The sequence below is a fragment of the Sphingobacterium sp. UBA5670 genome (genome assembly GCF_002420705.1).
GTDB lineage: Bacteria > Bacteroidota > Bacteroidia > Sphingobacteriales > Sphingobacteriaceae > Sphingobacterium.
In genome coordinates this window covers 58,751-72,856 of sequence record NZ_DIIM01000032.1, presented here as the reverse complement: position 1 = coordinate 72,856, position 14,106 = coordinate 58,751, and the positions used below count along the sequence as shown (strand labels likewise).

At 39.3% G+C, this 14,106-nt stretch carries 11 protein-coding genes; 4 read left to right on the top strand and 7 right to left on the bottom strand.

What is annotated here, in order from left to right; genetic code table 11:
• Positions 1-6: 6 nt before the first annotated feature.
• From ppk2 to B3C94_RS22790, 3 genes are all read right to left on the bottom strand, one after another.
• Positions 7-816 (bottom strand): polyphosphate kinase 2, encoded by an 810-nt coding sequence (gene ppk2, locus B3C94_RS22800; RefSeq protein ID WP_293908120.1) that lies wholly within the window; start codon positions 814-816, stop codon positions 7-9.
• Between the two features lie 715 nt (positions 817-1,531).
• Positions 1,532-5,074: a chromosome segregation protein SMC gene (gene smc / locus B3C94_RS22795; protein WP_293908118.1), complete on the bottom strand. Its 3,543-nt coding sequence runs from the start codon at positions 5,072-5,074 to the stop codon at positions 1,532-1,534.
• A gap of 69 nt (positions 5,075-5,143) precedes the next feature.
• Entirely contained in the window at positions 5,144-5,848 is a 705-nt protein-coding gene (locus B3C94_RS22790) for a DsbA family oxidoreductase (RefSeq protein ID WP_293908116.1), read from the bottom strand.
• A gap of 110 nt (positions 5,849-5,958) precedes the next feature.
• Between B3C94_RS22790 and B3C94_RS22785 the strand changes: the two genes are divergently transcribed.
• A complete protein-coding gene (locus B3C94_RS22785; RefSeq protein ID WP_293908114.1) occupies positions 5,959-6,774 on the top strand; it encodes a patatin-like phospholipase family protein in 816 nt (271 codons plus the stop codon).
• 108 nt (positions 6,775-6,882) lie between these two features.
• On the opposite strand, the gene B3C94_RS22780 is transcribed toward B3C94_RS22785, so the two are convergent.
• A complete protein-coding gene (locus B3C94_RS22780; RefSeq protein WP_293908112.1) occupies positions 6,883-7,797 on the bottom strand; it encodes a glycerophosphodiester phosphodiesterase family protein in 915 nt (304 codons plus the stop codon).
• 531 nt (positions 7,798-8,328) lie between these two features.
• On the opposite strand from B3C94_RS22780, the gene topA reads away from it, so the two are divergent.
• Genes topA through cmk form a run of 3 tightly spaced genes read left to right on the top strand, consistent with a single transcriptional unit; the run spans position 8,329 to position 11,839 of the window.
• Positions 8,329-10,728 carry a type I DNA topoisomerase gene (topA, locus tag B3C94_RS22775; RefSeq protein ID WP_293908110.1) on the top strand — a complete coding sequence of 800 codons (2,400 nt, stop codon included), beginning with the start codon at positions 8,329-8,331 and terminating at the stop codon, positions 10,726-10,728.
• Between the two features lie 2 nt (positions 10,729-10,730).
• A complete protein-coding gene (locus B3C94_RS22770) occupies positions 10,731-11,144 on the top strand; it encodes a hypothetical protein (protein ID WP_293908108.1) in 414 nt (137 codons plus the stop codon).
• Positions 11,144-11,839 (top strand): (d)CMP kinase, encoded by a 696-nt coding sequence (gene cmk, locus B3C94_RS22765; protein WP_293908106.1) that lies wholly within the window; start codon positions 11,144-11,146, stop codon positions 11,837-11,839. The genes B3C94_RS22770 and cmk overlap by 1 nt, the downstream gene beginning before the upstream one ends.
• Positions 11,840-11,885: 46 nt before the next feature.
• Here cmk and B3C94_RS22760 read toward each other — a convergent pair whose 3' ends face one another.
• The 3 genes from B3C94_RS22760 to B3C94_RS22750 all read right to left on the bottom strand — a co-directional run bounded on the left by B3C94_RS22760 (position 11,886) and on the right by B3C94_RS22750 (position 14,014).
• Complete coding sequence (locus B3C94_RS22760; RefSeq protein WP_075992843.1) at positions 11,886-12,179, bottom strand: hypothetical protein; 294 nt, start codon at positions 12,177-12,179, stop codon at positions 11,886-11,888.
• Between the two features lie 163 nt (positions 12,180-12,342).
• A complete protein-coding gene (locus B3C94_RS22755; protein ID WP_293908102.1) occupies positions 12,343-13,542 on the bottom strand; it encodes a pyridoxal phosphate-dependent aminotransferase in 1,200 nt (399 codons plus the stop codon).
• A gap of 97 nt (positions 13,543-13,639) precedes the next feature.
• Entirely contained in the window at positions 13,640-14,014 is a 375-nt protein-coding gene (locus B3C94_RS22750; protein ID WP_293908100.1) for a DUF1573 domain-containing protein, read from the bottom strand.
• Positions 14,015-14,106: the final 92 nt, after the last annotated feature.

The window sequence follows — 14,106 nt, the reverse complement described above, 5'->3', positions numbered from 1 at the left end:
AGATTTTCAATCGTGTTTTGTGACGAAAGATTCTATTTTCTCCTGCTCACTTCCAACGAGCGCATTGATAATCAGTTTGAAGGACGCTAGGCGAGCCTTTTTCTTGTTATCTTTCGTAATCTCTAGCCAAGGCGATTTTTTGCTGCTTGTCTTTTTAAATAAATCCTCAATATAGCCTGTATAAACATCCCATTTCTCCTGCGCCTGCTGGTCGAGGACGCCAATTTTCCATTGTTTTAGGATATCCTCTTTCCGCTCATTTAATCTTTGGGCCTGCTCTTCTTTGCTGATGTTGAGGAATAATTTGATAAGGATGATGCCGTCGTCGATTAACTGCTTTTCAAATTCAGGTACCTGACTCATAAACAACTGGTGCTGTTCCTTAGAGCAAAATCCAAATACAGGCTCAACAACAGCTCTGTTATACCAGCTACGGTCAAAAATCACAATTTCCCCAGCATTGGGGAGCTGTTTAATATATCGTTGAAAATACCATTGTCCGGCTTCCTCTTCGGTTGGTTTAGGCAATGCAACAACGCGTACCTTTTTAGGATTTAGGTATTGGGTTACACGGCCAATTGTACCACCTTTACCCGCAGCGTCCCTACCTTCAAAAATAATAAGAACCCGTTTTCCTTTTTCAATGATTTCATATTGAAGCTTTAAGAGCTTGACCTGTAGCTCGTAAAGCTCCTTTTCATAATCGTAAACATCATTGAATTTTTTTATTTCCAGAATGCCATGCTGTTCCAGGTAGTTTAAAACATCTTTGTTTTCGTAGATCTTCTGAAGTTCATTTAAATCGTATTCTGCCATATGATATTTATTTATAGGTTCGCTTTCCTAAAGTTACTTATTGAATTGTTAAAAAATGTCAAATCTCCTATAAATTCTTACGGACTTTGTAATAATAAACGCCTGGCTTACGTTTAATATTCAGAACAGCAAAAGAGGCTGTTTGCATAAATTAGACTTTTCATAAATTTAGGTTAATAATTGGTTAGGTTAGCTCGGAGTTCCCCACTTCGAGCTTTTTTGTGTGTATAGGAATGAGGTATCTCTGAGAACAGCACGAAAATGATGGTTCTGCCCCTTTGAAATGAGTTAGATCGATAACTTCTTCTAAATGTTAAAAAATGTTAAATGGGTGCTATTGTTATAATTAATTCAAAAAAGTGGCGTTTTCATTACAAATACTTTTCATAAAATAGGTTAATATATGGCTAACGAAAGCTCAGAGTTCCCCACTCTGGGCTTTCTATTTTTCAGCTTCCTTTTTCTACATGCAGGCTGTTTTTTTGACTTGAGTCGATATTTAGCATTTTGATCCGCCGCATATTTACACTAGAAATTAGCTAAGCAAAAACTGATGCGTGTATTGCAACAGAAAATAAACTTATGGCAATTCGCTGCTTGGTTTAGCAAAGAATCTGATTAAGGCGGGAGAAATTTAAATTGATCTGCATAAATAAGACGGACTGGGTGTGCATCCCTTGAGTCCGTCTTATTTTATCGTGTATGTTGTTGCACACTATGCAACTTCTCTTAGATCTACTGCAACTACACGGGATACACCTTGTTCAACCATGGTTACTCCATAGATGATATCTGTACTTGCTATTGTTTTTTTATTGTGTGAGACCACGATAAATTGTGAATTCTTGGAGAAATCCCGGATAATATTATTGAATTTATCAATATTGGTATCATCCAAAGGTGCATCCACCTCATCGAATATACAAAATGGTGCGGGTTTGGAAAGATAAAGTGAGAATAACAAGGCTGTTGAAGTTAGGGTCTTTTCACCGCCCGAAAGCTGATTGATAGACAACGGTCTTTTCCCTTTCGGCCTTGCAATAATGTCGATATCTGAATCCAACGGATTGCTCGGGTCTGTGAGCACAAGGTCGCAGCTGTCTTCTTCGTTAAATAGCGAACGGAATACTTTAACGAAGTTGTTCCTTACGGCGTCGAATGTAAACATAAACTGAACTTGAGCAGTATCGTCAATTTCTTTAATTGTTGCCATCAATGAGCCTTTTGCTTCGATTAAATCAGCTTTCTCTTTGTTAATAAAATCATAGCGTTCGTTCATCTCGTCGAAAGCCTCTTTTGCCATCAGATTTATTGTTCCAAATTCATCAAGCTGTTTCTTGAGTTTACTGCATTTCGTAGCCAACGTCGCTTGATCTTCTGTGATCTCAGGCACATCTTCACGGTCAATAAGGTCCTTCAGCTCAATGTTGAATTCAACAGAAAGACGTTCTTTTAAGGCATTGAGATCGATCTGAAGGCCCGTTTTTTTATCTTTAATCTCTGAAACAAGAAAGTCACTCTGTTCTTTTGAACGACGCTGCTGTGTGAGGGCATTTTCGAGATTATTGATTTTCTGCTTATCTGCATAGTAGCTATCTTCCAGTTCTTTGAGACCATCTTCCAAGGCAATCTTCTGCTCATACATAGCAATAAGATCCTGATCTTCCTCATCTTCAAATGGAATTGTTGTTCTTAACGCTTCCTGTACCTCAACTAATTCTGCACTGTTTCGCTCAACACGGATTTCGTGATCATCTTTCTGCGTCTCTCTAAATTCGAGATCTTTTGTGATATTGGAAACTTTGTTTAACTGTTGGTGGTAAGCGATATTCTCTTGATTGTATGCGGTCGATTTTTCGTTAAGTATTTCAGATATTTCATGGAACTGATCTTGTAAAGTCGATAATTCGACGATACTCTGTTCTTTTTCTAGGCGCAGTTCCTGAAGCTGTGGCTCGGCAATCTTTAAATCTGATTCTATACCTTCAATTTTCTCCTGAATATCTTTTTTACGCGCCTGGGAATTATTGATGAAGGCTTGATATTGCTCTTGCTTTGTTTTGACGGTAATTAATTCATTATTCAGTCTATTGAGCTGAAAACGCAACTCATCGATTAACTCTTTCTGTGAATTGCCGCGTAGCGTATCCAGGCGAGCTGTTTCGGCCGTTATTTTATCTTCAAGTTTTGCTATTTCCTGATTTAAGGTTTTGATCTCTTGGGATAGTACCTCTAGGTTCTTTGCTCTTCCGATACGTTTACCTTCAAATAATCCCACAGAACCACCCGAAAGACCCAAATGATGTTTCGAGTAACGTCCATTTTTTTGCAGAATCACCTGTCCCACGGCAGGTAGTTTTTCATCCAGTTCCTTTTCATTTTCATGTTTAAGGATGAAGACCTGCTGGAGCAGCATCGTACATAAAGCCTTGTATTTTTCGTCTACGGTAATCACATCCAACGCAGACATCAAATTGTCATTCGGTGCAGGGGCAGCGCTTGGCGAATCCACTAGGGCATCTAAAACAAAGAAATTGGCTCTTCCTTTTGCTGCATCGCTCAATAGTTGAATCGCCTGAACAGCATCTTGTTGTGTTTCGACAACATAGTGGTTCATAATAGGCTCTAGATAGTTCTCAATTGCCACGCGGTAATCTTCTTGACAAAACAGAACATCAGATAGGAGCGGGGGCTGCTTTTTCCATCCTGCATTTTTCTTGAGGAACCGAATGGAATCGGGGAAACCTTCTAAATTATCAACAAGGGATTTCGTGAGGTTGTATTCGTTTTGTTTGGCATCTACCAGACGAAGATCTTTGGCAAGCTGGGCCTTAAATTCCTCTAGGTTAGCCTGGCACTGGCTAATCTGTCCTTGGAGCTCTTCTTCTAGCTGATTTGCCGAATCGTATTGCAGCTGCTGTGCTTCCACACGACCTTCCAATTCCATAACAGCAGAATTGAACTGCTGTAATTCGGCTTCTTTTGCTTCTGTATCTACACTATTGCGAACAGATTCTTGCAGGAGGGCTTCTTTCTGAATGGTGAATACGGCAAGGTCTTTTTCTAATTTGTAGATTTTCGCCTGTAATTCAGCATTGCTTTTATTAAAAATATCAAGTTTTCCCTTCGCAGACTGCTGCTGTCCTCTGAGTTCGTCGACTTCGGATTTATCCGATTCAAGATTCGATTTTAACGAATCAAGTTTATTTTGCTCATCAAACAATTCCTCATTCAGTCGTTTGATGGTGTAGAGTACGTGATTAAGCTGTTGTTTATCGCTGTTAATATCCAGGTTCAGCCGGTTTTCTTTATCTTGAAGATTTTTTACTTTTTCGTTTTTGATCTTCTTTTCCGATTCATAACCGCGGATTTTGTTTATAAATTCCTGTGTTGTTTTTTGCTGTACCGAAAGGTTCTTTTCCTGTTCCAAATTTGTTTGCCGGAGTGTTTGGAGTTCAGTTTCAGCGTTCAGGATATTTTGCTGTGCATTGACAGCATCTTTCTGAACCTTGGATTCCTGCGTTTGAAGTCTTTCTAATTCGGTAGAGAAATCTGAAATTTTATAATAAGCCAAATCTATACTGCTCTGACGATATTCTGCTTTAAGTGAGGTGTATTTTTCGGCTTTTTTAGCTTGATTTTCTAATGATTTGAGGTTCTTTGTGATTTCGTAAAGCAAGTCATCTACACGGCTGAGATCGGCCTCGGTATCTCGCAGCTTTGCTAAAGTTTGTTTTTTACGAACTTTATACTTTGAGATTCCCGATGCTTCTTCAAAGAGGTTGCGACGTGAATTATCTTTATTGTTGATGATTTCATCAATCATTTTCAATTCGATGATCGAATAACTGTCTGCACCAACTCCGGTATCTAGGAACAGATCCGTAATATCTTTTAAACGACATTTGACATCATTCAATCGATATTCACTATCGCCATTGCGAAAAAGCTTACGGGTGACGGTCACTGTCGAGAATTCCGTCGGCAAAATATTATTGTTGTTGTTGAAGGTCAGCGAAACCTCCGCAAGGTTTGCCGGCTTTCTGTTTTTCGTTCCATTGAAGATAATATTTTCCATTTTATCGGAGCGAAGCATCTTTGTGCTCTGTTCTCCCAGTACCCAACGTATGGCGTCAACCACATTGGACTTCCCACATCCATTGGGGCCGACAATCGCTGTGACACCATCATTGAAGTTGATCGTGATCTTGTCTCCGAAACTCTTAAATCCTTTAATTTCTAGTTTGGTTAACTGCATTTATACCAAATTTGTTTGTCGTTATAAGCTTGCGAAAATAGTAAAATTAAACAATAATTTTTTCTTTCTTTATTCACATTTTCCTGTTTCAGGATCACATGAAGGCCCTTCTTCACCTCTACGTTCGAGAGGAGTAGGTTGACTGGCCAAGCATTCATTTATAGTGTTGTGAAAGACTTCCATGGGCTGTGCTCCGGGGATAGCATATTTTCTGTCAAATACAAAGAAAGGAACACCTCGGAGTCCTAAGTTGACTCCCTCTTGGATATCCTGCGCAACATCATAAGCAAATTCATCTGATTCCAGTATGTTTTTTACCTCCTGAGCCGAGAGATTCGCTTGCGTTGCAATCGTGCTGAGAACCTCGTTGTTATTTACATCGAGACCATCGGTAAAATGAGCTTTTAATAAAGCTTTCTTGATTTGAGTACCTTTTTGCTGTACCTGGGCGTAATGGATCAGACGATGTGCTTTTTTTGTATTTACAACGATTGCTTTCTCAAAATTCAGGTCGATTCCCAGCTCTTTTCCCTGGGCACTGAGCTGTGAAGTCATCGCAATGACATCGTCCAAGCTCATGCCTTTCGTTTGAACGAGGTAATCGTAGGTTGGCATTGCCGAAGCATCTTCGGGATAATCGGGGTTAAGCTGATACGATTTCCAGATAATTTCAGCGGTAGGCTTACTTGTGGATTCCTGAAGTGCCATTTCAAGCTTTGTCAGACCAATATAACAAAATGGACAAATGATGTCCGACCAAATTTCTATTTTCATATTTCTTTTTTTACTGCGTATATTGTAATCAAAAATACATATAATAACGATGATTATCTGTTTGCATTGTATCTTAGATGTAAACAAGTGTCTCATGTACTTGTATAACTATGTTGGAGAAATCTTTTTTGAATCGTAAAGTCACTCTTGTCCTAGGCGGAGGTGGTGCAAGAGGTCTTGTTCATATTGGTATTATTCGACGGCTTGAAGAGCTTGGCTTTGAAATCGATGAGGTGGTAGGTTGTTCAATAGGAGCACTTGTCGGTGGTATTTATGCACAGGGAAAGATGGACGTTCTGGAAGATTGGATGCAACGCCTGACGAAGAAATCGGTCTTTAATATGATGGATTTTAGTTGGAAGGGACTGGGGATGATGAAGGGAATCAAGGTGTTTAACGCCTTAAAATCTGTGATTCCTGATGCGAATATAGAGACTTTCCCAATTTTATTTAAAGCCGTTGCAACAGATCTAAATTACGAAAAGGAGGTTGTGCTGGATTTTGGAAGTATGTATGATGCGATTCGGGCTTCGATTGCCATTCCCGCTGTGTTTACAGCTGTGGAAGAAGATAACCATGTCTATGTTGATGGCGGGGTACTGAATCCATTGCCCATAAATCATGTCACCAAAAAAGAGAACCTGATCATAGCGGTTAATCTGGAATCTAAACCGGATAAACAATATTCTGTTATCAAAAAGTTGGATACAAAGACTTCGAATTCGTTAGATATTCTGCAAGCCTCATACTATGTGATGCGCAGGAAAATGAGCCGCCTGATTGTTGATTTATACCATCCCGATGTGGTGGTGGATATCCCTTATAATATCTGTAACCTTTGGGATTATCACCGCTCTGAATTTTTGGTTCAAAAGGGTCGAGAATATATTGACAAAGCATTAAAAAACAAAACCAAAACAAAGTAGTTGCGAGCTATCAGCGAACTGCTTTGCTTTGACTTGGTTTCTCCCGACATTGAGATGCTCTGGAACTTATTTATTTATTTATTTTAAGTGAAACAAGCAATCTGTTCGTTAAAACAGATTGGGGTAGTCGCTTATAATTCCATCAACCTTTACGGCCTTCAGCTGCTCTATCTCGTCTTTTGTATTGACTGTCCACGGAATAACCTTGATTTCCGCTTTATGACACTGCGTTATAAAATCGCGCGTAGCTATCTTATAGTGTGGACTTATAATAAAAGGTGTAAAACCTAAATCTGTAATTGTTTGCCCCACACTTTTAGTATAGTTTGCATCAATAAGATAGGAAACTTTGATTTGAGGATACGCTTTGTGTAGATATTTTATAGCTCTACTGTCGAAAGATTGGATGACGGTTCGTGAAGCAATTTTCTTATCGGTGATTACCTGCACCATAAGGTCCACAAATTCTTCTACCCTTGGATGGAAAATACCATCTTTATCTTCCTTACTCTTCACCTCGATATTATAAAACATCGGGGCTTTCCTTTTTACACTTGCGTAGGCTTCAGTACTATCAATAAGGTCTGATAGTTTTGCTATACGTGTAACCTGTTTTTTCTGTTCAGGAAACTCTTTATAAAATTTCGATCCGATATCGTATTTAATCAGATCTTTATAAAGCATATCATAAATTCTCAGCGGTTTATCTTTGTCAGAAATTTCGGCGCCATTGGGTTTCAATACAAATTTTGGGTTAAGATAATCGTCGTGAAAGACAACAACCTTACGGTCTTTGGTAATGTGGCAATCCATTTCCAGTGTGGTCACCTTTGTGAGATCTATTGCATTTTTCATGGCCGCGATAGACTCTTCAGGATATAGGCCGCGACCACCGCGATGTGCTTCCAGACTAAGTTTAGGGAAATTGTCTGAATTTGACTTTGCTGAATCTTTCATAACTGAACAAGATACAAATGGTAATAACGTGCCCCAAAAGGCAATTCTGAGAAGACTTCTTTTCATTATTAAAATATTTAAACAAAATAGGGGAGTTTTAATATATTGCCCTTTTGAATAGGCGAATATACATATATATATTTTACTTCTAAGCCGAGCTCGTTTGAAGAAAAACTTTAAATGGTTATTACCGCCAAAATGTTTGCTAAGAAATTTACCAACGTACGATTTTTGAATGGGCACTCATTTTTATTCTAGCGTGAAGGTGGTCTGACGAAATGGTACATCTTCGTATCAAGTTATCACTAGTCTCAATTTTTAATCAATTTTTAGACAGTGATCATTCAGTTATTCTTCAATCCGAACTGAGCAAGCACTGAACGATCACTGAACAAGCACTGTATAAAACAGGAAGTTGATTCCTATTTGATCTCCGTTCGTTGCTCCTATGTGCTGAACTCAACTCCGTTATTCGGTCCTTTGTCAATAGATAAATTTCTTAATTAACGACATGAAATCTATTTTTTTTGTCTTTTTTGCAAGAAATTATTGTCATTCCTTTCAGAATTCCCTTTATTTGCACAAATCTCAAATTAGATGGCGAAAAATTTATTGATAGTTGAGTCTCCAGCGAAAGCGAAAACGATAGAAGGATATTTAGGAAAGGATTTTTTGGTCAAGTCAAGTTATGGACATATTCGCGACTTGGTGAAAACCGATGATGCAATTGATACCGAAAAGAATTTCGAACAAAAGTATGAAGTTCCCTCCGATAAAAAGGCGGTTGTCAGTGAACTGAAGAAATTGGCTAAAGCTGCAGAAACCGTTTGGTTAGCGTCCGATGAGGACCGCGAAGGAGAGGCTATTTCATGGCACTTATTTGAGACTTTGGGATTAAAAGATGAAAGCACAAAAAGAATTGTGTTTCACGAGATTACAAAGCCTGCTATTCTAAAGGCTATTGACAATCCGCGTAAAATAGATTATAACCTCGTGAACGCCCAACAGGCGCGAAGGGTATTGGATCGATTGGTCGGTTTTGAATTATCGCCGGTTCTATGGAAAAAGGTGAAACCTTCCTTATCTGCTGGGCGAGTGCAATCTGTTGCAGTTCGTTTGATTGTAGATCGCGAGCGTGAAATCAATAAATTTGAACCCGAAGCGGCTTTTAAGATCGTTGCTTTTTTCCATACGGGAAAAGTTAAAGATAGTTTCAAGGCTGAGCTTCCGCAGCGTTTTGCAACAGAAGCAGAGGCGACCAAATTTTTGGAAGATTGTAAAGCAGCGCTGTTTTCTGTAAAAAACCTGGAAACAAAACCTGCAAAACGTTCACCAGCGGCACCATTTACAACATCAACATTACAGCAGGAAGCAAGTAGAAAACTTGGGTTTTCGGTTGCCCGCACCATGCAGGTTGCTCAAAGACTGTATGAATCCGGACGAATCACTTATATGCGTACCGATTCTGTTAACTTGAGTGATACGGCAATTGAAGCTGCTGAAAAGGAAATCAAATCGGCTTATGGTAACCAGTACCATAAGGTCAGAAAATATAAAACAAAAACATCGGGTGCACAAGAGGCGCACGAAGCTATTCGTCCTACTTATTTCTCTGAGCACACCATTGACGGTGATGCATCCGAAAAAAGATTATACGAGCTTATTTGGAAAAGAGCAATTGCGTCCCAAATGAGTGAGGCGGAATTTGAACGTACATTGGCAAAGATCGACATCTCCACCCGCACCGAAGATTTGAATGCTTCGGGAGAGGTTATGAAGTTTGATGGATTCTTGAAAGTTTACATGGAATCCTTGGATGACGATCAAGACAATGCGATGGACGAAGATAGTGACAATGCTATTCTTCCGCCATTAGCCGTTGGTATGCCATTGACTTTGAAAAATATGTCGGCAACGGAGCGTTTTACTCGACCTCCGGCACGTTATACGGAAGCGGCTTTGGTGAAAAAATTGGAGGAACTGGGAATTGGCCGACCTTCAACCTACGCACCTACAATTTCAACGATTCAAAACCGCGGTTATGTTATAAAGGAAGAGCGTGAAGGTAAATCGCGCGATTACCGTGTGCTGACATTAAAGGATGCGGAATTAACAGCGGTAACAAAAACCGAAATCACTGGTGCCGAGAAAGGAAAAATGTTTCCAACGGATATCGGTGTTGTGGTGAATGATTTTTTGGTTGAACATTTCAACGGTATTGTGGATTTTCATTTTACCGCTAACGTGGAAAAAGAGTTTGATGATATCGCACATGGATTGACCGAATGGACAAAAATGCTGCACGATTTCTATGGCCCATTTCATTCTGAAGTTGAAGATACTTTGGTAAATGCTGATCGCGCAAATAACGAGCGTGAGCTTGGTGTTGATCCGGTTTCCGGTAAGCCAGTTTCGGTGCGTATTGGTAAGTTCGGTCCGCTGGTACAGATTGGTTCCCCTGACGACGAGGAAAAACCACGTTTCGCCTCTTTGCGGAAGGGACAGATGATCGAAACCATTACTTTTGAAGATGCCATGGAACTGTTCAAATTACCGAAAAAAGTCGGTTTATTTGAAGACAAGGAAATGACGGTTGCTGTGGGACGATTTGGACCTTATATCCGTCACAATTCAGCCTTTTATTCGTTACCAAAAGGTATCGATCCTTTGGATGTAACAGAAGAAGAGGCCATACAGATTATCAAAGACAAACGTCAAAAAGATATCGAGAAAGTTATTCGGGTTTTTGATGAAAATCCGGATGCTCAGATCGAGCAGGGACGCTGGGGACCATTTATTCGTTTTGGCAAGCAAAATCTGAAAATTCCTAAAGGAATAGAGATTGAAAAAATCACCTATGCCGATGTGCTGCAATGGGCTGAAGCGGATGCACCGAAAGGGAAAGGGAACAAAGCAAAATCGACAGAAAAGAAGGCTGCCGTAAAAAAGACTACAGCGAAGAAAGCTCCTGCTAAGAAAACTACAAAGTCTAAATAAGCATGAAAGCAGATTTGCCTGAAAATATTGTCAAGGACATTATGATCGCCGTTGTTTTGGAAGGTGAGACCGTGGAGATGAAAAATTGGACTGTCTATGTTATCAACGACAAGAATATTGCCATTCAGAATGTGCTGATAAGCTCAAAAGGTTATGGCGAAAAGGATGGTCGACAAGTAACAACAACGACTTTGCGTCATTTTATAGGAAATATAGAAGCTAAATCTTTTGATCGCGTTGAAGCGATCGATGAACAAGTATTCGGGCTGACAAATGAATATTGGTTGAGTTTTTATATTGATAATATTATTTACGATAAAAAATATATCTTTTTACCCGAAAGCATTGTAGATGGTAACCTGACTAAGGTTCCTTTGGTCAATCGTCCAGGTGTAGTCATAGGAGGAAACGAATAATGAGTGGACATCACAATTTTATTATCGCCATAGATGGTTTTTCTTCCTGCGGTAAGAGTACACTGGCAAAAGCTTTGGCAAAAAAGCTGAAGTTTGCTTTTATTGATAGCGGAGCTATGTATCGGGCAGTCACACTCTATTTTATCCGACATGAAATAGCGCTGGATGATCAAGAAGCAATCGAAAATGCACTGAAAGATATCCATATTGATTTTATCCCAAACGCAATAAAAACGGAGATCCATCTCAATGATGAGGATATCTCGGAAGAGATCCGTCAAATGTATATTTCGGATAAGGTCAGTGATGTGAGCGCAATCAGAGCAGTTCGGCTTGCGATGGTTGCCCAGCAGCAAAAATTGGGCAGCAGACGGAATATTATTATGGATGGCCGCGATATCGGTACTACTGTGTTTCCAGATGCTGATCTGAAGATTTTTATGACGGCAGATCCCAAAGTACGTGCTGCGAGGCGTTATCTGGAGCTGACGGAAAAAGGAGAGGACGTGACTTTAGAAGAAGTCGTCGAAAATCTAGCTACACGTGACCGTATCGACAGTACGCGTGCGGAAAGTCCATTGCGACAAGCTGAAGATGCGATTGTTTTGGACAATTCAAACCTGACACCTGAACAACAGCTTCACTTTGTTGAAGAAGAGTATTTAAAAGCTAAGGCTGCAAAAGCCCTATCTTAAAACAAAAAAAGAAGGCCGATTATGTAATCGGCCTTCTTTTTTCTAGCTATTTTACGCTATTGATCTGCTGTTGTTCCAATAATTTTCCAACATTGTTTTTCTCTCCGAATTCTGCCGTCTGCTCTTGAAAAGATTCCAGAAGAGCTTTGATAGCATCTGAATTATCTGCTGTACGTTGATAGATATCAGGAATTGTTTTTTCAATATTCTTATCGCCGAGTTCAATGTTATCAACTTCGATTTTGCCTATTTTTTCCAAAACAGCTTGTTGACTATTTCTGACATCTTCTAATTCTCTTGCTATTTTTTCCATCAATTGGAATTTCTTCAATTTATCCATATGAAATCTCTTTGGTTACTACAATAAGAACAAGATGCTTCAAAAGTTTGTTTTGTTTTTTTTAAAATAGCAAATAGAATAGGAGTTTATGGGAAGGAATTATGAAAAAAGAAAAAGGCGGAACATGTATGTACCGCCTTCCGTAAGTGCTTTAGTCTTGTTATTAATTTGTACGTCCCGGATACACTTGGAGTGCTTTTTCCAAGCAAACTAAGGCGTTTTTAAGATCATCCTGATTCAATACATAGGCCAGGCGTACTTCATTTATTCCGGCGCCCTCCGTGCTATAAAAGCCAGTAGCTGGAGCCATCATGACCGTTTCATTGTTATAAGAAAATTCTTCCAGCATCCATTGGCAGAATTTGTCGGCATTGTCAATCGGTAATTTAGCTACGACGTAAAAAGCACCACCCGGGTTAGGAGAGTAAACTCCTTCAATGGCGTTAAGTCCTTTTACGAGGGTATCTCTTCTTGCTGTATATTCTTTGGATACCGCTTCAAAATAACTGTCTGGTGTATCAACAGCAGCTTCACCCGCAATTTGACCTTCCAACGAAGGGCTTAAGCGCGCTTGTGCAAATTTAAGTGCAGTCTGATACAGCTCTTTATTTTTGGTAATGATACATCCAATACGCGCACCGCAAGCCGAGTAACGTTTAGATACCGTATCAAAAATAACGACATTATTTTCAAGTCCTTCTAAATGCATTGGGGAAATAAATTCTCTACCGTCATAGCAGAATTCGCGATAAGCTTCATCCGAGAAAAGGTAAAGATCATATTTTAAGCAAAGTTCACGAAGTGCTTCTAGTTCTGCTCTGGAATAGAGGTAACCGGTAGGGTTATTTGGATTACAGATACATATCGCTTTTGTTTTGGGAGTGATTACTTTTTCAAATTCAGCGATAGAAGGCAATGCAAATCCACTTTCAATATAGGACATGATTGGCTTGATAACAACATCTGAAGAGCAGGCAAAGCCGTTGTAATTCGCATAAAATGGTTCAGGGATGATGATCTCTTCCCCTTCATTTAAACAGGCTTGCATGGCGATTGTAATCGCTTCCGAACCGCCATTCGTTACTAATATATCTGTTGGCTCAATATTATAATTTAGTTTGTTATAATATTCCGCTAATTTGTTCCGATAAGAGGCTGTACCTTCAGATGGCGTATAAGCCCATACTTTGAACTGTATATTTTTCAAAGCATTAAGCATAATTTCAGGTGTTTGTATGTCAGGTTGTCCGATATTGAGGTGGTATATCTTTTTACCTTCTTTTTTTGCTTGATCAGCATATGGCGTCAACTTCCTAATAGGTGACGCAGGCATATTCAGCCCTTTTTCTGATATTACTGGCATTATAGTTTTTTTAAAATTAGTAGTGCAAAGCTAACCAAAATAAAACGAAAAAAGCCACATGATCATGTGGCTTTTTTCGTTTTATTTACACAATTGTTTATTCTACAATACCCTTAATATAGAGTGTTTTTACCGGAGTCTTGGTGTTTGATTGGACGGTGAAGCTTTTCGTGAAAGGGGCTTTCGCTGCCGCATTATAAGTCACTTTAATTGTGCCGCTTTCTCCTGGTTTAATTGGCGTCTTTGTGAATTCTGCTACAGAGCAGCCACAGGTAGGCACAACGTTTGAAATGATAATCGGCTCACTGCCGGTATTTGAAAACTTAAAATTATACGAAACGGGTGTACCGGCAGGAATTTTGCCAAAATCATGTGTCTCTTTTTCAAATTTAAACTCTCCTTGTCCGGCCTGCATAGATGAAAAACCGATAAAGGAAATGATTACTGCTAAGATTGCTATATACTTTTTCATGCTTCTAATATATTACTTTACGATTAAAACAGTACAACTGATATGCCAAATGTAATATTTATTACCAATTTATTTTACATCTAACAACTTTA